Source organism: Ignavibacteria bacterium, assembly GCA_025612375.1.
Lineage (GTDB): Bacteria > Bacteroidota > Ignavibacteria > Ignavibacteriales > SURF-24 > JAAXKN01.
In genome coordinates this window covers 1-20830 of record JAAXKN010000006.1, presented here as the reverse complement: position 1 = coordinate 20830, position 20830 = coordinate 1, and the positions used below count along the sequence as shown (strand labels likewise).

Annotated in this window: 20 protein-coding genes; 18 read left to right on the top strand and 2 right to left on the bottom strand. The window is 43.6% G+C overall.

Annotated features, from left to right (window positions below; translation table 11 throughout):
• Nucleotides 1–168: 168 nt before the first annotated feature.
• Both HF312_06010 and HF312_06005 read left to right on the top strand, forming a co-directional pair.
• The gene (locus HF312_06010; protein MCU7519754.1) at nt 169–645 is read left to right on the top strand and encodes a hypothetical protein; all 477 of its coding nucleotides are present in this window, start codon (nt 169–171) and stop codon (nt 643–645) included.
• A gap of 23 nt (nt 646–668) precedes the next feature.
• Nucleotides 669–3275 (top strand): T9SS type A sorting domain-containing protein, encoded by a 2607-nt coding sequence (locus HF312_06005; protein ID MCU7519753.1) that lies wholly within the window; start codon nt 669–671, stop codon nt 3273–3275.
• A gap of 89 nt (nt 3276–3364) precedes the next feature.
• Here HF312_06005 and HF312_06000 read toward each other — a convergent pair whose 3' ends face one another.
• Nucleotides 3365–4408, bottom strand: a complete 1044-nt coding sequence (locus tag HF312_06000) for a deoxyhypusine synthase (protein ID MCU7519752.1) — start codon at nt 4406–4408, stop codon at nt 3365–3367.
• 86 nt (nt 4409–4494) lie between these two features.
• Complete coding sequence (locus tag HF312_05995; GenBank protein MCU7519751.1) at nt 4495–5532, bottom strand: NAD-dependent epimerase/dehydratase family protein; 1038 nt, start codon at nt 5530–5532, stop codon at nt 4495–4497.
• A 184-nt stretch (nt 5533–5716) separates the two neighbouring features.
• On the opposite strand from HF312_05995, the gene HF312_05990 reads away from it, so the two are divergent.
• The 16 genes from HF312_05990 to coaBC all read left to right on the top strand — a co-directional run bounded on the left by HF312_05990 (nt 5717) and on the right by coaBC (nt 20799).
• The gene (locus HF312_05990) at nt 5717–6616 is read left to right on the top strand and encodes a hypothetical protein (protein MCU7519750.1); all 900 of its coding nucleotides are present in this window, start codon (nt 5717–5719) and stop codon (nt 6614–6616) included.
• A gap of 91 nt (nt 6617–6707) precedes the next feature.
• Nucleotides 6708–7400 (top strand): DUF4412 domain-containing protein, encoded by a 693-nt coding sequence (locus HF312_05985; GenBank protein ID MCU7519749.1) that lies wholly within the window; start codon nt 6708–6710, stop codon nt 7398–7400.
• 177 nt (nt 7401–7577) lie between these two features.
• The gene (gene rplM, locus HF312_05980) at nt 7578–8003 is read left to right on the top strand and encodes a 50S ribosomal protein L13 (GenBank protein MCU7519748.1); all 426 of its coding nucleotides are present in this window, start codon (nt 7578–7580) and stop codon (nt 8001–8003) included.
• Between the two features lie 13 nt (nt 8004–8016).
• Nucleotides 8017–8403: a 30S ribosomal protein S9 gene (gene rpsI, locus HF312_05975; GenBank protein ID MCU7519747.1), complete on the top strand. Its 387-nt coding sequence runs from the start codon at nt 8017–8019 to the stop codon at nt 8401–8403.
• Nucleotides 8404–8533: 130 nt separating this feature from the next.
• Nucleotides 8534–9379 carry a 30S ribosomal protein S2 gene (gene rpsB / locus HF312_05970; GenBank protein MCU7519746.1) on the top strand — a complete coding sequence of 282 codons (846 nt, stop codon included), beginning with the start codon at nt 8534–8536 and terminating at the stop codon, nt 9377–9379.
• Nucleotides 9380–9381: 2 nt separating this feature from the next.
• Nucleotides 9382–10251: an elongation factor Ts gene (locus HF312_05965; protein ID MCU7519745.1), complete on the top strand. Its 870-nt coding sequence runs from the start codon at nt 9382–9384 to the stop codon at nt 10249–10251.
• Nucleotides 10252–10308: 57 nt separating this feature from the next.
• Complete coding sequence (locus tag HF312_05960; protein ID MCU7519744.1) at nt 10309–11025, top strand: UMP kinase; 717 nt, start codon at nt 10309–10311, stop codon at nt 11023–11025.
• A 35-nt stretch (nt 11026–11060) separates the two neighbouring features.
• Nucleotides 11061–11615 (top strand): ribosome recycling factor, encoded by a 555-nt coding sequence (gene frr / locus HF312_05955; GenBank protein ID MCU7519743.1) that lies wholly within the window; start codon nt 11061–11063, stop codon nt 11613–11615.
• Between the two features lie 155 nt (nt 11616–11770).
• The gene (gene pta, locus HF312_05950; GenBank protein MCU7519742.1) at nt 11771–14020 is read left to right on the top strand and encodes a phosphate acetyltransferase; all 2250 of its coding nucleotides are present in this window, start codon (nt 11771–11773) and stop codon (nt 14018–14020) included.
• Between the two features lie 319 nt (nt 14021–14339).
• Nucleotides 14340–14900: a L,D-transpeptidase gene (locus HF312_05945; protein MCU7519741.1), complete on the top strand. Its 561-nt coding sequence runs from the start codon at nt 14340–14342 to the stop codon at nt 14898–14900.
• On the top strand, nt 14884–15534 hold the full coding sequence (locus HF312_05940) for a hypothetical protein (GenBank protein MCU7519740.1): 651 nt from the start codon (nt 14884–14886) through the stop codon (nt 15532–15534). The genes HF312_05945 and HF312_05940 overlap by 17 nt, the downstream gene beginning before the upstream one ends.
• Nucleotides 15535–15566: 32 nt before the next feature.
• Nucleotides 15567–17726 carry a BamA/TamA family outer membrane protein gene (locus HF312_05935; GenBank protein MCU7519739.1) on the top strand — a complete coding sequence of 720 codons (2160 nt, stop codon included), beginning with the start codon at nt 15567–15569 and terminating at the stop codon, nt 17724–17726.
• Between the two features lie 97 nt (nt 17727–17823).
• A complete protein-coding gene (locus HF312_05930; protein MCU7519738.1) occupies nt 17824–18699 on the top strand; it encodes a YicC family protein in 876 nt (291 codons plus the stop codon).
• A gap of 18 nt (nt 18700–18717) precedes the next feature.
• Complete coding sequence (gene gmk / locus HF312_05925) at nt 18718–19299, top strand: guanylate kinase (protein MCU7519737.1); 582 nt, start codon at nt 18718–18720, stop codon at nt 19297–19299.
• 1 nt (nt 19300) lies between these two features.
• Nucleotides 19301–19591: a DNA-directed RNA polymerase subunit omega gene (locus tag HF312_05920; GenBank protein ID MCU7519736.1), complete on the top strand. Its 291-nt coding sequence runs from the start codon at nt 19301–19303 to the stop codon at nt 19589–19591.
• Between the two features lie 5 nt (nt 19592–19596).
• Nucleotides 19597–20799 (top strand): bifunctional phosphopantothenoylcysteine decarboxylase/phosphopantothenate--cysteine ligase CoaBC, encoded by a 1203-nt coding sequence (gene coaBC / locus HF312_05915; protein ID MCU7519735.1) that lies wholly within the window; start codon nt 19597–19599, stop codon nt 20797–20799.
• The last annotated feature ends 31 nt before the right edge of the window (nt 20800–20830 follow it).

Sequence of the window (20830 nt, the reverse complement as noted above, 5' to 3'; positions counted from 1 at the left end):
TCTGCTTTCCTTGAATGCCGGAAAAATAAATCGCCCCGGGTGAAACCTGCCGCAGAGTAAAATTTTGGCACTTTGTTTTACAAAAATATTAAAGAAATTGCGGGCGGTTTTGGCAGCTTTATGAACTTTTGTCTTTTGTTAAGCATTAGTGCCTTAAAAAAGGATGCTATGAGCCTCAGAATTCCAACCATTTTTATGGTTTTATCTCTTTTAATTTTTTCAGCCTGCAGCAGCAGCAAGCCGGACACCGGGAGTAAGCAGGTGCAAAATGCCCCGCAAACCGATTCACTCGGCAAGCAGTCTGGCGGCATTAAAACGGTCATTCAGGAGAACAGCTCGGTTATAACGGCTGAAGTCCTGCATGTCAGGCCTGAAGGTGATGATAACTTTACACTAACAGTTCTGGTTAAAGACGTTGAAGATGACGGGGCATTTGAAAGCCTCGCCGTCAAGGGTGAGACATACCGGATGCAACCGGGTTTTTCCATGGATGGAAAAGAGATAAAACCGATAGACAAAAACAGGAAGCTGATGGAGCTTAAAGACTTAATGCCGGGAAGCACCTTCCGGGCGAGGGTGGGTCTGACTCAGGATAATAAATGGGTCGTTTATGAAGTACTGGATGCCAAAAAGACCGGTAAATAAATAACACAAATTGGAAATTATATATGAAGAAATATAAAGTTTTTCTGGCCTCTTTTCTCTTAACTGCAGGCCTTATATCATCCTTCCTTTATTTCAGGCAGCCGGAAGTTTTTACAAACGAAGAATTCAGTAAGCTGCGCATAGAGGAGGAAAGAGAAGGCGAAGAGGAGGCTATACCCGGTTATGCTGACAAAATGCTGGAATGGTACTATGGGCAGAGGTCCTATCCTTCAGGAGAAATTCCTGTTGAATGGCGTGAGAAGGCGATGAAACAGATAAATAAAAATAATCTCCAGCTTAATAAAACCGCTTCAACTCTCAGCTGGACCCAGTTAGGGCCGCGCAACATCGGAGGCAGGGTACGCAGTATTGCAATTAACCCTCAGGATCCGGCAGTTATGTATGCAGGTTCTGTTGCCGGCGGAATCTGGAAGACAACAAATGGAGGAACAAACTGGTTTGCGCTTAATGATCACATGGAAAACCTTTCCATCGGCTCACTGGTAATGGATCCTTCCAACCCGGATATTATTTATGCCGGCACAGGGGAAGGCTATGCAAATATTGATGCGTTAAGAGGAGAGGGGATTTTTAAATCCACCGATGCGGGAAAATCATGGAACCGCCTGGCCTCAACACTGACGCAGGATTTTTATTATGTCAACAAGCTTGCAATTGACAAAACAACAAACACTTTGTGGGCAGCTACAAGAAGAGGGCTTTTCAAATCAACTGACGGCGGAAACACCTTTACAGTTGTAACAGGCCTTCCTAACAGTTCAAGTGTTCACGCCACGGATATTGTAATTTCCTATGACAGTCCGTCCAGGATCTATGTGGCCTTCGGTCTTTTTAACACTGCTACTGTTTATGAGAGCGCGGATGCAGGTAAAACCTTCCAGCCGGTTTTTACGGCTCCGGGAAACGGGCGCACGGTTCTTGCCGCCTCGGCTTCAAATCCAAAGGTGGTTTATCTTTCGGCCATGAAACTCTCTGACAACACGGCAGGCATAATGCGTATGACAAAAGACGGCGGGGCAAGCTGGGACAGCCTGAAGGTGCCTGGCCCGTCGGTTTCAGGAGCTTCAACTTACACCTCCAATCAGGCGTGGTACGATAACATAATTGCCGTTGATCCGCAGGATCCGAACACCCTTTACGCAGGAGGGCTCGATTTCTGGAAATCGACCGACGGCGGCAGGAGCTGGGCACAGAAGACCAACTGGTATACTTATTCAGGCTACGCCTACGTTCATGCCGATCATCATGCAATGGCAATAGATCCTAATAACAGCAGCAATATTTTTCTGGGCACTGACGGCGGTATATTTAAGAGCTCAAACAAGGGTACTTCCTGGACTGACCTGAACAACGACCTTTATATTACGCAGTTTTATTACGGAGCCGTCGATCCATCAGCAAACAAATACTACGGCGGCGCTCAGGATAACGGAACAGTGAAGTCTGACGGCACGGCGGACTGGTATGAGATTCTCAGTGGTGACGGAGGTGCCGTTGAAGTGGATTATAACAATCCTAACAACATTTATATGGAATACGTCGACCTGGCAATTTATAAATCAACAAACGGGGGCCGCAGTTACGTTAAGGCCATGAGCGGCATCCCGACAGGAGGATCGGACGAGTGGGCGGGAACTTCAGACAGAGTGGAATTTATAGCTCCTTTTACGATTGATCCCAATAATCCGGCTAACCTGGTTGCAGGAACATACAGGGTATATAAAACTACAAACGGTGCTTCAACCTGGGCAACAATAAGCGGGGATCTTACGGGTGACGGTACGGGTTCTTCAGGCGCAAAGATCACAACATTGGCCATAGCCAAAGGGAATTCGGACGTAATATATGCCGGATGCTCAAACGGCGTTGTACGCTCGACAGCAGACGGTGGGAAAACCTGGAACGAAAAGGGATCGGGGCTTCCTAACCTTAACGCAAGAAAAATTGCAATTGATCCAAAGGACCCCGCAACGGCTTTTGTAGTATTTTCCGGATATTCAGACGGGCAGAAGGTTTATAAGACGACGGATTACGGACAGACCTGGAAGAACACCTCAGGAAACCTTCCTAACATTCCTGCTAACTGTATCCTGGTAAATCCCGCAAACAGCAATAGCCTTGCCGTTGGAACAGACCTTGGCATATTCACAAGTGCCGACCAGGGCATAAGCTGGGTGCAGAACAATGAGGGGCTGGCAAACGTATCGGTTTCGGATCTGGACTACAGGGCCTCGGATAACAGGATTTTTGCTGCAACGCACGGAAGGGGAATGTTCTCGGCTCCGTGGACAACAACTACAGACATTGCAGATGAGGGCGCAAAGTCTCCGGTGAGCTTTAACCTCATGCAGAATTATCCTAATCCGTTTAATCCTTCAACAACAATTAAGTACCAGATCCCCGAGGCTGCAAATGTTAAAGTGACGGTTTATGACCTGACCGGTAAACAGGTAGCTGAACTGGTAAATGACTTTAAGCAGGCCGGGCATTATGAGGTAACCTGGATGGGGCGTAACGAATCAGGTCAGCAGGTGGCAAGCGGAGTTTACCTTTACACAATTAAGGCAGGATCTTTTACCAAATCGATGAAGATGATGATGATGAAATAATTCCGAGTCCAGCGTCCGAGGTCAGGAAAATAAAAAAGGCACATCACTTTTTGAGGGATGTGCCTTTGTCGTTTTGAGAGTCTTTTAACTTAGGCTTGCTGGGGCTGCTTCATAAAAAGCTTCTGGTGTTCTTTTGGCTTTCTTTCTTTCCATGAGCCTTTGTGGTATGCGTAGCCTGTAATTAAAGGCATTGCAATTGTAGCCTCTGCATAAACCATCTGCTCGTAAGTGGTTTCAACTTTGCCCCATGAGCTGGCTTCTTTGAGGGTCGAACCTGAAAGTGCTCCGTCACGTTCATCTGCAACTGTAATCTGAACAGCATACTTGTGCATCGGGGCCGATCCCTGAAGGATGTCTGCAGCCACAACAATATCCTGTGTGAAGTTTTTCGGAACACCGCCGCCGATCATGAAAATTGAGCTTTCCTTTGAACTCATCTTGACCTGTGTAAGTTCAAGAAAATCCTTTGCTGAGTCGATGGAAACGTGCTTGTCGGGGTTTTTTGTCTGATGCATTACAAATCCGAAGCCTGCAGAGCAGTCACTGAAAGCAGGAACAAAGATCGGAACATTTTTCTTGTAAGCTGCGTAGACCACAGAATCATCGCACTTTGGCCCGCCGTTGTTTTCCAGGTAGCGGCCCATTTCATAGATGAATTCACGTGAAGAATAAGGGCGCGGTTCAAGAGAGTCGGCAATTTTGCCAATGGTTTCGTCGCAAATTCTTAATTCATCTTCGTCGATGAAAGTATCATAAATTCTGTCAATTGCGAGATCTCTCATTTCGTTGTCGTTAACCCACTTGGTACCGATGTAATGCTTGAAGCCAAGTGCTTCGAAAAAGTCCTGATCCACGATCAGAGCACCCGTAGAAACAATGGCATCGACCATGTTGTTATTGACGAGGTCAAAGACAACTTTCTTAAGCCCTGCCGAGAATATACTTCCAGCCAGTGTAAGGAATACTGTGCAGTCCTTTTCCTTCAGCATCATGTCGTATATTCTGGCTGCGCGGTTAAGGTCGCGTGCTGAGAAAGCCATTTTCTCCATAGCTTCCACGATCGGAACCACGTTGTTTTGCTTTATGTCGAAGTGTTGAATTGTTTCTTTGAGATAGTCTTTTTTCTCTGCCATTTTTTCTTTTTTCTCCTTTTTTTTACTTACTAATATAATAGAAAAATCCTAATTCTACAGGGGATAATTTAGCATCTCTGAGGTCTTTAGAAGAACTGCTTTGCTACTTTCAGCACCCCCTGCTTCCAGGGAACTCTGTGTGAAACACCCGACTGGCCCTTAAAGGTTTCCAGATTATCGAGGTACCATTTATAATTTCTGATGAGGGCATCCTTGTTTGAATATTTCGGCCTGAAGCCGAGGAGCCTTTCTGCTTTTTCAATTGAGACGAAGGAATCTTTTGATGCCGTCTCGTAAACCCATTTATACAAGGGTGAAAGCTTAAGAAATTCCAAAAATTTCAGTGCAAATATAACAGGTTTTTCGGGCAAACCAACAATTTTTTTTCCAAAGCCCGCATAATCCAGCACCGCCTGATAGTCTTCCCTCATGGTTGTAAACTCTTTTGCCCCTATATTAAAAGTATCATTGACAACGTTCTCAGGGAGTTCCGAGCAGCTGTAGATAGCGTCGCAAAGGTCTTCAACGTCCAGAAGCTGGTAGCGGTTATTTCCTTTACCGATCATCGGGAAGCCCTTGCCGCTCTTGGCCCAGTCGTAAAAAAGCGCAAACACTCCCAGTCGCTCGGGTCCGATAAATGATTTCGGGCGGAGGACCGGGACGCACATCCCTTTTTCACGGAACTTCAGGCATTCATTTTCAGCTTCAATCTTTGCCTGCCCGTACGGGCCGACGCCTTCGAGCCTGTCACTTTCAAAAATCGGGTGATGGTCCGGTATACCGTAGACGGCGGTAGATGAAATATGTATGAACCTCTTTACGCCATGTTCCAGGGCGGTCGCAAGCAGGAGCCTTGTTCCTTCTACATCGGTTGAATATATATCATCTTTTGTATAAAGGGGCAGGGCGGCAGCAGTGTGAACTACAATATCAACCCCCTGCATTGCGCGTTTTACGTCATCTTTATTTCTGATGTCCCCTCGTACTACATTTATTTTATCCGTAACGTCTTTGTAGTTAAACTCCGCTATGTCGAGTGAAGTTACTTCCTCATTTTTCTCTAAAAGGTAGCGCACGAGGTTAATACCAAGAAAGCCGGCCCCGCCGGTTACAAGAAATCTCATAATAAAATCCAAGTTTTTGTAAGTACAACCTTAAAATTAACAATTTTGCGGAATTCTCAAAAAAAATTATTAAACCGTTTACAGAGAATGACTTCCCGGGAAACAAGGCACCGGATCCAGATGTTTAATTGAGGTGTGTTAAGCTAATGTCACTGAAAGTCATTCACGTTTTTTGTATAATTGCATGATGATTAAATCAAAAGAACATAGTTCAGACGAGCCCGGGGGGCGCCCGGTGGACCTTTACAGCACGATAGCCTCGGTAATCCTGCATTTTACCTTATTTTTCGGGTTTGTCATTTTAATGAGAATAGCCGAGAACGCTTCCGGCAGTTCTTATGGAGGATACTATGTTGATATGGTTTCGCCAAAAGGGGCTCAGGGAGGAAGCCTTAATGCTGAAAATTTGATGCCTGAAGGAAAAGCTCTTCAGGAAGAAAAGGCTCCTGAGGATACAAAATATCCTGAGGAAATGAAAACTAAAGATAAGGAATCTCTTCCTGAGTCAAAGACTTCAAAGCAGCCCGATAAGGAAACAGTAAAGGCAGGTAAGGACGGCAGGGAAGTAAAAGAAAGCGCTCCTTCAGAAAGGAGTCTGGGCAACAGGAGCCTTAGCGGCACCTCCGCTCAGGCCGGGGGATATTATAATATGAATTCAGGGGGCTTTGATTCAACAGGCTTAAGCCAGATGTATCAGGAACCTACACTGAAGGTCAGTATGAAATATCCTTCAGGCTGGGTTTATATGGACCAGCAGAGAAGAAGAAAGCTTGACGGAATTACATTCTGGGCCTCAATTGGGAGCTACAATCCGCCGCCCTATATTCATGTTGAAGTTGTGGAGAAATATATTTTTAATCCCGATCAGTACAGATATAAGTATGACTTCGGGCGTTTTTCAGGCTATTATAACGATCCCGAGGAACTTGAAGGCCAGGTCTCGCAGACAATTTACATCAGGACAGGCGATGACGAGGATTATTCCATAAAGCTTATCATGCAGGGGCATGAGGCCTTCAGGCAGTTCCAGCCCGTTTTCTTTGCCATGGTCAGGTCCTTCCGTTTCGGAAACTCTCTTTTTTAGCACACTGATGAAAAGTTTGTAAAATTCCATTGAAAATTATTTAATTTCATCTAACTTTAATTAAATGGAAAAAATTACAGGGATTGTAGCAATGAAAAAAGTAACGATGTTATTTTTTGCCGTGAGCATCCTGCTGGCACCAGGTGGATTAAGCAGCATTCTTGCACAGGATGAAAAATTCGAGGGTACTGTTGAGATGACTATAAAGGGAAAAAAATCCGATAACGACATTAAGTACTACGCCAAAGGTGATATGGCAAGGGTTGAGATGGGGGATAATGCCGGTAAGCAGACCAGCCTTCCACTTCAGGGAACGGTGATCTTTAAGAACGATAAGATGTTTATACTTATGCCCTCAAGGAAGACTTATGTGGAAAAAGACCTTAATATCACGAACAAATTGAATGAATTAAGCCGCAGGGAAAATCTTGACAGCAGGATAACAAAAACTTCTGATGAAAAAGACATACTGGGCCATAAGGCCGCAAAGTGGACCGTTAAGACCAACAGCGGCGAAATTGAGCTCTGGAGCACTCAGGAACTGGGCAACTTCATTTTCTTCCAGAATGAGGATTCCTCAAGCTATCCGGGGTGGTTTCAGAAGGTGACGGCAGGAGGCTTTTTCCCGCTTTTAGTCATACAAAAGGACTTAAACGGAGATGAGATCAACCGTCTTGAGGTAAAAGACGTAAAAAAGGAATCGGTAGACAGCAAATATTTTGAGATCCCGGAGGACTACAAAAGGACAGAAGGTAGCCAGAGAACCGGGCGCGAAAGGAAATAATGGGGCTTAATAAAGCCTGAAAAAAGGGGAAAAATTTGGGAAAAAGGCTCAAAACTAAAGATTTTATAGAAAATTCTTCCCCTCTTTCTTGACTTTGTTTTAAGATAGAGTTAACTTTAAGACCTTTATTGGGAAAAAATAGTTGATTCGGAGGAGAATTAAGTGAAACAAGAAAAAATGACCAGATTTATCAGCACAGAGAACGCTGCTAAAAAATGGTACGTAGTAGATGCCAAGGATCAGGTCTTAGGCAGATTGGCAGCCAGGATAGCCCGCGTTATCAGAGGCAAGGAAAAGGCAATCTTCACTCCTAATGCCGACACGGGTGATTTCGTAGTTGTCGTCAATGCCGATCAGGTTAAGATGACTGGCAAAAGGGAGTTGCAGAAAACATACTTCCATTACTCAGGATATCCAGGCGGTGCTAAAATCAGAAGTTTTGAGGAATTAGTACAGAAAGATCCTGAATTTGTCATTCAGCATGCTGTTAAAGGGATGCTCCCGAAGAACAGATTAGGCAAGAAATTAATAAAGAAGCTTAAAGTATATGCGGGCGAAAAACATCCGCATGAAGCTCAGAAACCAGAGACATTAAGTTTATAATTGGAGTTATTTAATGGTGGATAACATTTACGTCGGTCGTAGAAAAACCGCAGTTGCCAGGGTTATTTTAAGAAATGGTAATGGAAAAATTACCGTTAACGACAAGGAATTTGAACGTGCTTTCTCCCTTGAAACACACAGGGATGATATCTTAGCCCCATTTAAGGTCACAGATACACTGGGCAAATATGATGTCATTGCCAACGTTCAGGGCGGCGGTACAACAGGGCAGGCACAGGCTGTCAGGTTGGGTATTGCAAGAGCTTTGGAAGCAATTAATCCTGAATACCGTCCGGCAATGAAGGCTGAAGGCTATCTGACACGTGACCCCAGAATGGTTGAACGTAAGAAGTACGGCAGACCTAAGGCAAGAAAGAGATTCCAGTTCTCTAAGAGATAATCTCTCTTACAACCTGGCAGAAAACAATTTTTTATTAACTATTCATACTTTTGGATTTGCCGACTGTGTCCCGCATGAAAAGGGATTTAGGTGAAGATGAAAAAAGTAGAAGTAAAACAGGAACTAGCAAATGAAGAACATCGATTTAACCGAACTGATCGAGGCAGGTGCTCATTTCGGGCATTTGACCCGCCGCTGGAATCCCAAAATGAAACCATATATCTTTATGGAAAAAAACGGGATTCACATCATAGACTTAAAGAAAACCAAAACTTTAATCAACGATGCCGCTGAAAGCATGACCAAACTTGTAGCCGAAGGAAAGAAAGTAATGTTCGTCGGCACAAAGAAACAGGCAAAGCACATCATAGCCAATGAAGCTAAAAGATGCGAACAGAACTGGGTCAGTGAAAGATGGCTGGGCGGCATGCTCACAAACTTCTCAACTATTCGCAAAAGTATCAAACGCCTTACAAACATCGAAAAGATGGAAAACGACGGTACTTTTGACAAGATTACCAAAAAAGAAAGACTTTTCCTTTCAAGGGAAAAAGATAAATTAAGAAAAGTACTCGACGGTGTGGAAACAATGACAAAGCTGCCAGGCGCACTTTTTGTCGTTGATATCAAAAAAGAGGCAATTGCCGTACAGGAAGCCATCAGGCTCAATATCCCGATCTTTGCTATCGTGGATACCAACTGCGATCCTGATGTTGCTGATTATGTAATTCCTGCCAATGATGATGCAGTCAAGACAATTGAACTGATCACTAAGGTTATGGCTGATGCTGTGGTTGAAGGACTTGGAAAAGCCAAGGAACTCAGAGCCCAGGAAGCAGCCGAAAAGGAAAGACAGAGAAAAGAACGCGGCGAGGAAGAAGTTGAAGCCAAGGAAACAGTAAAAGACGCCAGACCGGCCAGAGAACCAAGACGCGACAGACGTCCTAATAAAGAAACCGAATCAAGGAAAAGGTAATTATGGAAATTAGTGCAGAACAAGTCAAATCATTGAGAGAAAAAACCGGTGCAGGTATGATGGACTGCAAGAAAGCCCTTACCGAAGCCGCCGGCGATTTCGACAAGGCAATTGAAGTCCTCAGAAAGAAAGGTGCTTCTGTTGCAGCAAAGAGAGCTGAAAGAACAGCTAACGAAGGCCTTGTGCTTACTTACGTTTCAGACGACAAGAAGACTGCCGTAATGGTAGAAGTTAACTGCGAAACTGACTTTGTGGCCAAGAGTGATGACTTCCAGAACTTTGCAAAGTTTGTTCTTGATACAATAGTTAAAAATAAACCTTCCAACGTAGAGGCATTGCTCTCAATCAGCAGCGACGGCAAAGCAGTAGCGCAGGAACTTGAAAACCTGATCGGAAAGATCGGAGAGAAGATCACTGTAACACGCTTTGTTATTGAAACCTCAGCTGACGGCGCCGTAGTTGACTATGTGCACCATGGTTCAAAACTTGGTGTTTTAGTACGCGTCGACAAGATCGGCCAGGGCGACCTGAATGAAATGGTTGGCATAATGAAAGATGTTGCCATGCAGGTTGCAGCTATGAAGCCGGGCTTCGTCTACAGGGAAGAAGTTCCAAAGGAAACTATTGATAAGGAAATCGAAATCTACAAGGAGCTTTCAAGAAAAGAAGGCAAACCGGAACAGATTCTCGAGAAAATTGCTGTGGGTAAGCTGAACAAGTATTATCAGGAAAACTGCCTCTATGAACAGGCGTTTATAAAAGATAATACGAAAGCGGTCAGTGACCTCTTCAAGGAATACAACAAAAAGTACTCCACTGAAGCACGGCTCGTTTTGTTCCACAGATATCATTTGAGTGACGAAAAGAAGTAATTTCTTAAAAGGTCTTATTTAATAAGACCTTTTTTTTTATTAAATTGACGGAGAAATATGACAAAGCTTAAATATAAAAGACTGCTGTTGAAACTTAGCGGCGAATCGCTCATGGGAAAGAAGGGCCACGGAATTGACCCCGCGGTCCTGGATTTCTTTTCTACTGAAATTAAGAAGGTACACGATATTGGTGTTCAGATAGGTATTGTTATAGGCGGCGGAAATATTTACAGAGGCCTGAGCGCAAGCGAGCAGGGGATTGACCGTGTTACAGGCGACCAGATGGGTATGCTTGCAACAGTTATTAATTCTCTTGCACTTCAGAACGCGATGGAACATAAGGGGATCTATACAAGGCTTATGACTGCTATTCACATGGAAGAGATAGCCGAGCCTTATATAAGGCGGCGTGCAATCAGGCACCTTGAGAAGGGAAGAGTGGTTATATTCGGAGCTGGAACAGGTCATCCATATTTCTCTACTGATACGGCGGCAACCTTGAGGGCCGTTGAAATTGAAGCCGATGCAATACTCAAGGGCACCCGCGTTGACGGAATTTTCGACTCGGATCCGGAGAAAAATCCATCGGCACTGAGGTTTGAAACTATCTCCTATCTGGATATCTTAAAAGACAGGCTGAAGGTAATGGACCTTACGGCCATAAGTCTTTGCCAGGAAAATGATCTGCCTCTTATTGTATTTAATATGGATAAGCCGGACAATCTTCTTAAAATTGTGATGGGCGAATCGGTAGGTACTACAGTCGGTAATTAAAAACAGTAAACATTAAACAACATACAGAGGAAACCATGAACCAAACTATTAGTGATGCCAGGCAGAGAATGGATAAATCGATTGAAGCCTTCAGAACAGAGATTTCAAAGATCCGTTCCGGTAAGGCTACTACGGCTTTGCTGGATGGAGTGAAAGTGGACTACTACGGCACATTAACCCCTTTGAAGCAGATGGCAAACGTCTCCGTACTGGATGCTCATACTCTGTCTATTACCCCCTGGGACCGTTCGGCAGTTCAGATAATTGAGAAGGCAATTATGACTGCGGATCTTGGGCTGAATCCCTCAAGTGATGGTACAAATATCAGGGTCCCAATCCCCATGCTTACTGAAGAAAGAAGAAAAGACCTGATGAAGATAATTAAGAAGATGGGTGAAGATGCCAAGGTTGCTATCCGCAACGTCCGCAGGGATGCAAACGAACACCTGAAGAAGGAACAGAAGGAAAAGAAGATTTCAGAAGATGACTTAAAGAATATGGAACAGGACATCCAGAAATTTACAAATGATCATACAAACCTGATTGACGAAATAATCAAACATAAAGAAAAAGAGATAATGGAAGTTTAAGCTCTTTCCTGCTTTTGAATCAAGCCGCCCCACATCAGGGCGGCTTTTTAATATTAATGTACATTTTATCCTATTATGCTATTTATCTTTTCATAAAACTATTGTAATTTCATATCAGAGAAATATTTATACAATTATTTTCAGAGGAATGAATTATGAAGATTAGAAAGGAGGAGGCCCTGGAGTATCATATCCAGGGAAGACACGGGAAAATAGAAGTTGTGCCGACTAAGCCTTGCGTAACTGCAAGAGATCTTTCCCTGGCTTATACTCCAGGTGTAGCTGTGCCATGTAAAGAGATAGAGCATAATCCTGAGGATGTTTACAAGTACACTGCAAAGGGAAACCTGGTCGCGGTTGTTTCAAACGGAACTGCTGTCCTTGGCCTTGGAGACATAGGTCCCATGGCTGGAAAGCCGGTTATGGAAGGAAAAGGTGTTCTGTTTAAGAGGTTTGCAGACATCGATGTGTTTGATATTGAACTCAAGACAAAAGACCCCAAAGAGGTAATTAAGGCCGTACAGCTTCTGGAGCCGACCTTTGGCGGAATAAACCTTGAAGATATTAAAGCTCCTGAGTGCTTCGAAATTGAAGAGGAATTAAAGAAGACCATGAATATACCCGTTTTCCATGATGACCAGCATGGAACGGCTATTATTTCATGTGCCGCGCTGCTGAATGCTGCAGAGCTGGCAGGGAAGAAGCTTGAGGACTTAAAACTGGTTATCAACGGCGCCGGAGCGGCTGCAATTGCATGCGCAAACCTTTATGTAAGGGCAGGCGTAAAAAAAGAAAATATAATGATGTGCGACTCCAAGGGAGTTATTGCAAAAAGCAGAACGGACCTGAATAAGTATAAAATGCTCTATGCAGTCGAAACAGAAAAGAAGACACTGGCCGATGCTATGGATGGAGCTGACGTGTTTCTGGGTCTTTCTGTTGCCGGGGTCGTTACAAAGGATATGATCATCTCGATGGCTCCGGACCCGATAGTCTTTGCAATGGCAAACCCGGATCCTGAAATTTCATACGAAGATGCTGTTGATGCCAGAAAAGACATCATTATGGCTACAGGCAGGAGTGACTATCCGAATCAGGTAAACAACGTGCTCGGATTTCCGTTTATCTTCCGCGGTGCCCTGGACGTTAAGGCAACCGCAATAACAGAAGAGATGAAAATGGCTGCCGTTAAAGCTCTGGCATGCCTGGCAAAGGAAAAAGTTCCTGACGTGGTAGTTAAGGCTTACGGCGGTCTGGACTTTTCATTCGGCAGGGAATATATCATACCTAAGCCCTTCGACCCCCGTGTCCTGTGGAAGGTTGCTCCCGCTGTTGCGAAGGCTGCAATTGAAAACGGAGTAGCCAGGGTAAAGATTGAAAACTGGCATGAGTACGAAGAAGAGCTCAAAGAGCGCCTTGGAATGTCAAAAGAGGTAATCCGTACGATGATACAGAAGGCGCAGAAGGCGCCGAAGCGTATTGTATACCCTGAGGGCGAGGAAGACAAGATCATCAGGGCGGCTGTTACATCTTTGGAAGACGGCATTGCTAATCCCATACTCTTAGGTGATGAGTCTGTAATAAAGGCGAAGCTGAAGGCAATTGGAATTGAGCCTGACAGGATGACAATAATTGATCCTTCACAGGCCAGGACTTCTGAAACGTACATAAATGAGTTCTATAAGGTGCGTGAACGCAAGGGCATGACTCTCAGGCAGGCAAAGACTCTTTTGAAGCAGCCCAACTACTTCGGTTCAATGATGGTGAAGCTTGGGCACGCAGATGCCCTCATAAGCGGTCTTACCACCTCATACCCCGAAACCATCAGGCCTGCCCTGCAGTGCCTGGGCGTAAAGGAAGGTCTTAATGTTGCCTCGGGGCTTTATATTGTTGTAACGAAGAAGGATGTTTACTTCTTTGCAGATACAACCGTAAATGTTAATCCAACGGCTGAGCAGCTGGCAGAAATTGCAATTTCTACGGCTGATACTGTAAAACGTTTTGATATAGAACCCAGAGTTGCAATGCTTTCATTCAGCAATTTCGGCAGCGCTCCGATGCCGGAATCGTTAAAGGTCAAGCGTGCCGTTGAAATCGTAAAGCAGTTGAGGCCAGATATAATAATAGACGGTGAAATGCAGGCCGATACGGCAGTCGTTCCGCAGATCCGTGAAAACGACTACCCGTTCACCACGCTTAAAGGCAAGGCCAACGTGCTCGTATTCCCGGACCTTAATTCCGGAAATATTGCCTATAAGCTGATGGCCAGAATAGGAAATGCTGAGGTTATTGGGCCTGTTCTTATGGGCATAAGCAAACCTGTTCATGTGCTGCAAAGAGGAGCTTCTGTTGAGGATATAATCAACATGACGGCAATTGCAGTAGTTGAAGCAGGCCAGAAGTAATATATACCCGGTGAAAGACGGCATGAACTGCCGTCTTTCCGTTTTTTTAAGGAAATGAGCTTATTTTGTGAAGGCTCTTTCCCCTGAAGCAGAAAGAATCAAAGCGATGCCGGAAAAAGCAGAATAAGATTGTCTGACCATAGACTTGAGAATACCCGAATGCTTATCTTAAGACCCTGATTTTTGAGAGTACCCGCAAGTACATGCACTAATTTTTAAATTTTATTTAGTACATTATATTTAATAACTTGTGTTAAAGAGCATATTATTTTTTATAGCCAGTTTGCTTGTCTTCTTTGCAGGAATTATTTTATACGGAATGATTCTGAATCTGAGGGATGTGCCTTTATCTGAAGCTCTTGCAGAAAAACATATGACTTACATGACAAATGTTCATCTGCTTATTGACAGGCGCAACTACAGGCTGGATTTATATTCCGATACAGTTCTTGTAAAAAGCTACAGGGCTGTTTTCGGTAGAAATAATAATGGTGCCCGCAGGCCTTCAAATGAAAGCCCTATTTCTCCGGTCGGTAATTACCAGATTTGTGAAATCGATACGGCATCAGATTACCACAAATTTTTAAGGCTTAATTTTCCGAATTATAAAGATATAACTGAGGCTTATAAGGCCGGTACCATATCCGAAAGGGAATATGAAGCCCTGTATGAGGAACTTGAAGCCGGGGGCTGTGTAAAGTCTGCCAGCAAAAGATTTCCGGCCATAGGGATTCATGGTACAGGAAGACTGAATTTTATATTCAAGAATCTTCCCTTTACTTTTAACTGGACAAACGGTTCTGCTGCTGTAAGCAATGAAAACATAGACGAGATCTATTCTGTAATTAAACCAGGGACTGAAGTTGACATCAAAAATTAAATTCCTTTTAGTACTAGCTCTTTCTTCTCTATCAATTATTATTACCTCATGTGAGAAAAAGGAAGCTCCGAAGCCTGTTGTGTCGGTCGTTACTCCCGACTCGGCAAAGAAGATCGACAGGAAATTTGCCGAGGAAAGAGTAAGGCAGATTCTGGGCACAAAGGTAAGCTTTTTTGAGGAAGGAAAATTCCAGGAAGATTCCTCCCCCGGCATAGCAGCCGGTACTGAAAAAAACGGCAAGACCGAATGGGGTATTAAGTTCTTCTATTTTAAGAAGGCCAATAACGATCTGAGCAAAACATTTGAGACTCCTCTCTTAAAGGGCTCATTTACCGAAAGCCTGATAAAGAAGATAAAGCTGGGCAATGCGGACTACGAAATGATCTATTACGACTCGCAGGCGTATTTTATGGGAAGCGGCGGCGGTGAAATCTTTAACTACATTGTGGATTTCAACAAAAACCAGGTCTATTACGCTCACTTTTTCAGTGTGGAGAAAAAACCTACCTCTTTATATTTGTCGCCAAATACAAATGTAAAGGAGATAAGGGATTTCTTCATAAGGCACTTCCAAAGAGATTATCCTGAATTAAGGATAGTTGAGAAGGATTATAACCTGGAAGACATTTTTTAAGGAATAAACAGAATTTTCAGAAACTACTCAATATGACCATTTACAAGATTTTGCTGCTTGCAATCGTGATTGTCATTTCAGGCAACAACTTCCTTTTTGCACAGGATGAGGAGCAGGAAAACGCTGACCAGTATGAGCTTGTCAGCATAGAATTCCACGGAAATAATTCAATTCCAGGTTCGGTTCTTGAAACTGTAATTTCTTCCAAAACCACTCCGAACTGGTTTTATAAATTTTTGCATAAAATCTCCAGCAGCTTGGGCCTGCCTCCTGAATACTTTGATTCCCTTAAGATTCCTGAAGACATGAAAGCGCTTGAGAAGTATTACAGGGATAACGGTTTCTTTGAGACAAGGTTTTCAGATGAGTATCACATCAACAAAGATAAAAAAGAAGCTACGCTCATCTACAATATAACTGAAGGGCCGGATTTTAAGATAAGGCACTTTGCCTATCAGGGGCTAGACTCACTTCCCTCTGAATTCAGGGAAAAGATTCTTTCCGACTACTTTGTTGATACGACAAAGACTTTTTCAAGGAGTTTAGTTGATAAGGAGACGACACCTGTAATTTCTTTCCTGAGAGATAACGGCTACATGAATGCCGATATCAAAAGGCCCGACGTGTATGTTTATCCCGACTCTGATTTCGTGGATATAAATGTCGGGGTTTTCCCCGGAAGGCGCTACAAGGTCGACAGCCTGGAGGTGGAGAAGAAAGGGCCGGGCAAGGATTATGTTGAAGACACGCTGATTAAAAAGATTGTCAGCATAAGTCCAGGCGACTATTACAGTGCAGATGAAAAGCAGAGGGCACAGGTAAGGCTTTACAGGACAAATCTTTTTTCTTCAGTTCTTATCAGCGGTGTGGTGCCGGATTCAAACCGGAGCCTTGTTAACCTCAACATTACGGGTGACATTACAAAGATGAATGATCTTTCGCCGGAGATCATTATAAATAACCAGGAAAGCGCTTTTAACGTCGGTCTCGGCACAACGTACACGAGGAAGAACTTCCTTGGGAATGCCAGGACTTTTACGCTGGGCGGCAGCTTTGCCATTCAGGACGTTTTTAATGTTGATTACAGCAAAATCTTCGGCTTTGTAACTTCCATCAGGGATACATCAATTCTTGGATACGTGGATTTAAGAGCCTCGGTTGAACAGCCCTTCCTTTTTGACAGAAGGATATCAAGCAAGCTTGAAGGGTATTTTACAATCAACAAACAGAAGCAGTACCGCTCATTGATTTACGGAACCAAAATCAGCCTGGACTTTGAACTTCCAAGAAAAGTTTACTTTAATTCCCTGGTTACCTACTATCAGGCTGAAAGGACAGTCGACAATCTTCTGGAAGACTACGTAAGAACGGTAATCAAGAACAACGCTGCCTCAACGAATACCCCTTTGTCTCCGGCAAGAGAGGATTCCATCGTTGCAAACCTCAGAAGCTCAAGAAATATTACCTCAATCATAGGAGCTGACATAGGTGCAAACAAGACCAACGACATGATGTTCCCGACCAAAGGCTACAATTTGTCCCTTACGCTTGAGGAAGGAAACTTTATCCCTTCTTTGTTAAAAAGACTAGGGGCAGACTACATTAATGTAAGATCACAGTTCTACCGCCTGCAGACCACGGTTTCCTATTTCCCGAACGTCTATAATTCAAATGTTGATGCTTTCGGCATTAAGTTCAGGGTTGGATACCTGCAGACCTACCAGGGGAGGAAAAACGATGTCCCTCTTAACAGGCTTTTTACCGCAGGCGGTTCCAACTCGGTCAGAGGCTGGCGTGCAAGGCAACTTATTCCCAGGGCAGCTAATATACCAATCACTACTGCTGCAGACTTTCAGAACCTGTTCTTACGCGACGTTCCGGTTGGCGGCACCTTCTTAATGGAAGGCTCCTTTGAAACCAGGAACCGCTTTGTTGGAAGCATTGGCGGTGCGGCATTTGTGGATTATGGAAATACGTTCATGGGATATCAGGATTTCAAGTTTGACCGTCTGGCAGTAGCCGTGGGGCTTGGTTTGAGGTATTATACTTCTTTTGCCCCTATACGTGTGGATATCGGGTTTAAGGCTTATGACCCTTACGAAAGGAAGGCTTTTCTGAACCTCTACAACAGAAGTAAGCATATTTTCAAGGATTTAATTGAAATCCACTTCGGTATAGGTGAGGCTTTCTAGGGGAGAAAAGAGCTGATTACGTCCTTTGGGAAGATTTATAAGTTGTTAAACTTCGGATTTTTAACTAATTTATTGGACTAAATTTTAGGATTTTTCGATGATTTCCAGTATGACCGGTTTTGGCAAAGGTACTGCCCAGAATACACATGTTAACGTTGAAGCTGAGATTAAGAGCGTCAATAGCAGATATCTTGAGGTCTCCCTTAAACTGCCTAAAAACCTGCAGAGCAAGGAATATGAGATAAGAGAGCTTATACGCAGCAGGATTAAAAGAGGGAAAATTATATTAAGCCTTCAGCTAAGAAAGAACGGCTTAAACAATGAAAAGCCCTCGCTCGACAAAGAAAGCGTTCAGTATGCCGTACAGTTCTTAAAAGAGCTGAAGAAAGCGGCTAAATTAAAGGATAAAATAACACTCGACCAGCTGCTGACATTTCAGGACCTGTTCTCAGCCGACCAAAGTGAAGAGCTGGAAAGTGAATTCCAGCTTGTCCGCGAGGCGATTGAAGCTTCAATAACGGAGCTTCTTGCAATGAGAAACAAAGAAGGCGAGGAACTCTCAAAAGACCTCGCAATGCGTATAAATAACATTCAGCAGACGGTAGCCAAAATTGAAGAGCTCAGCCATAACAGCGCTCAGGAGAATTTCGAGAAGCTGAAAGAAAGAGCCAGACAGCTTTTGGGAGATATATCTGCCTACAGCGACCGCCTGGATATGGAACTTGCCATTCTGGTTGATAAAGCCGATATTACGGAGGAATGCGTAAGGCTCAACAGCCATGCAAAGTTTTTCCTCGAGAGCCTCAGGCAGAGCAATGAAGTAGGACGCAAGCTGAATTTCCTCTGCCAGGAAATAAACCGCGAAGCCAATACGATCGGAAGCAAGACCTTATCTACCGAAATATCGCATTACACGGTTTTTATTAAGGAAGAACTCGAAAGGATCCGCGAGCAAATTCAAAATATTGAGTAATTCAAAACTGAGTGGTAATTGACTGATAATAAAGGATGCATTATTGTTGTTTCCGCTCCAAGCGGAGCCGGGAAGACTACGATTGTAAAAAATGTACTGAAAACGTTCCCTGAGATAGTCTTTTCCATTTCTGCCACGACCAGGAAAAAAAGAGACAGCGAGACAAACGGCGTAGAATATTTTTTCATTTCGGAGGAAGAATTCCTCCGGAAAATACATGATGACGAGTTTATTGAATGGGAGAAGTTCTACGATTATTATTACGGCTCATTAAAAAGTTTTGTCGATGAGAACGTTGAAAAGGGAAATTGTGTTCTGTTTGAAGTAGACGTCAAGGGGGCTCTGAATATAAAGAAGATTTATCCCGAAGCGGTTTTAATTTATATTATGCCTCCAAGCCTTGAGGAATTGAAAAAACGGCTTAAGAACAGAATGACTGAAACTGAAGAGGATTTGAAGAAAAGGATAGACAGGGCCGAAATGGAACTGGGCCTTAAGGATGAGTTTGATTTTATTGTAGTTAATGATGAACTGGAAAAAGCAATTTCTGAAGCAAAAGAGATAATAAAGAACAAAATAAATAAAGAGGAGAAAATCTGATATGGGAATACAGCCTGTTGATTTGCGCAAACTTGATGAAAAAACAGCAAATACTTATGAAGCTGTAATTGTTGCTGCAAAAGAAGGAAGAAGAATAAACGAAGAAACCAGACTGGAATATAATTCCCTGGTTAATACCATACCTTCAAAAGGTATTGATGATGACAGTGAAGATATTGAAAACCCTGATCAGCTGAAGATTTCTCTGGAATTCGAAAAAAGACCCAAACCGCATCTTCATGCACTTAATGAACTGCTGAAGGGGAAAGTTGAATACCGTTATAAATCCTGAAGAAAATGGACAGCATTCTTTCAGGGAAAAAGGTCATTTTGGGCGTTACGGGCGGGATTGCTGCTTACAAGTCCTGCCTTTTAGCCAGACAGTTAGTTAAGCGCGGAGCGGAAGTCAGGGTCATTATGACTCCTTCCGCTCTTGAATTTATTACCCCCCTTACATTTTCCACACTGACCGGGAACGAAGTTATTGTTAATGTTTTCCCGGATACACAAAAAAACGGCGTCAGCCTCAGGACCTGGCATATTGAATATGCCCTCTGGGCCGATCTTATGATCATTGCACCTGCAACCATAAACACTGTTGCTAAAATTGTGCACGGATTTGCCGATAATGCCCTTACGACCGTTGCAGCTGCCTTGAGGTGTCCTTTAATAGCTGCTCCCGCGGCGGACGTGGACATGTACAACAATAAAATTAATCAGGAAAACCTGAAAAAGTTGAAGGATCTTGCCTATATTGTGGAGCCGGAAGAAGGCTTTCTTGCAAGCGGCCTTTCAGGCAAGGGCAGAATGGCTGAACCGGAAAAGGTTGTGGATGCAGCTGAGCTCGTGCTGGCAGGCTTTTCAAGGGATCTTGAAGGAAAAAGGCTTCTCGTTACAGCAGGGCCGACTTATGAGGATATTGATCCCGTAAGATTCATAGGCAACCGCTCTTCGGGAAAGATGGGGTTTCAGATTGCAAAGGCCGCGAGCCTGAGGGGAGCCGAGGTAACGCTTATCTCGGGGCCAAGCTCAGAGGCAGCCTACCCGGGCATAAGATGCCTTAAGGTAAGAAGCGCTTCTGAGATGAAAAAAGCCGTGGATGAGAACCTTACGCTCAACGATATCCTCGTAATGGCCGCAGCAGTTGCAGATTACCGCCCTTTGAATGTAGCGGTAAATAAAATCAAGAAGGAAGAAAGCCTTAAGTCTATAGACCTTACAAAAACCGACGACATACTGGGCTCACTCGAAAAGGGTGATAAAAAAATAGTAGGCTTTGCCCTTGAAACCGACGACGAATTTAAGAACGCAAAGAATAAACTTACAAAGAAAAACCTGGATATGATTGTTTTGAATTCGTTAAAAGACAAAAGCGCGGGTTTTGAATTCGATACGAATAAGGTCACAATAATTACAAAAGAAGGCAAAGTTAAAGAATATCCTCTCTTGAGCAAGTTCTTAACAGCTAATTATATACTTTCAGAAATAAGCGAACTTTAGTAAATTGGTTGAACAAAGCATTCAGAAATTA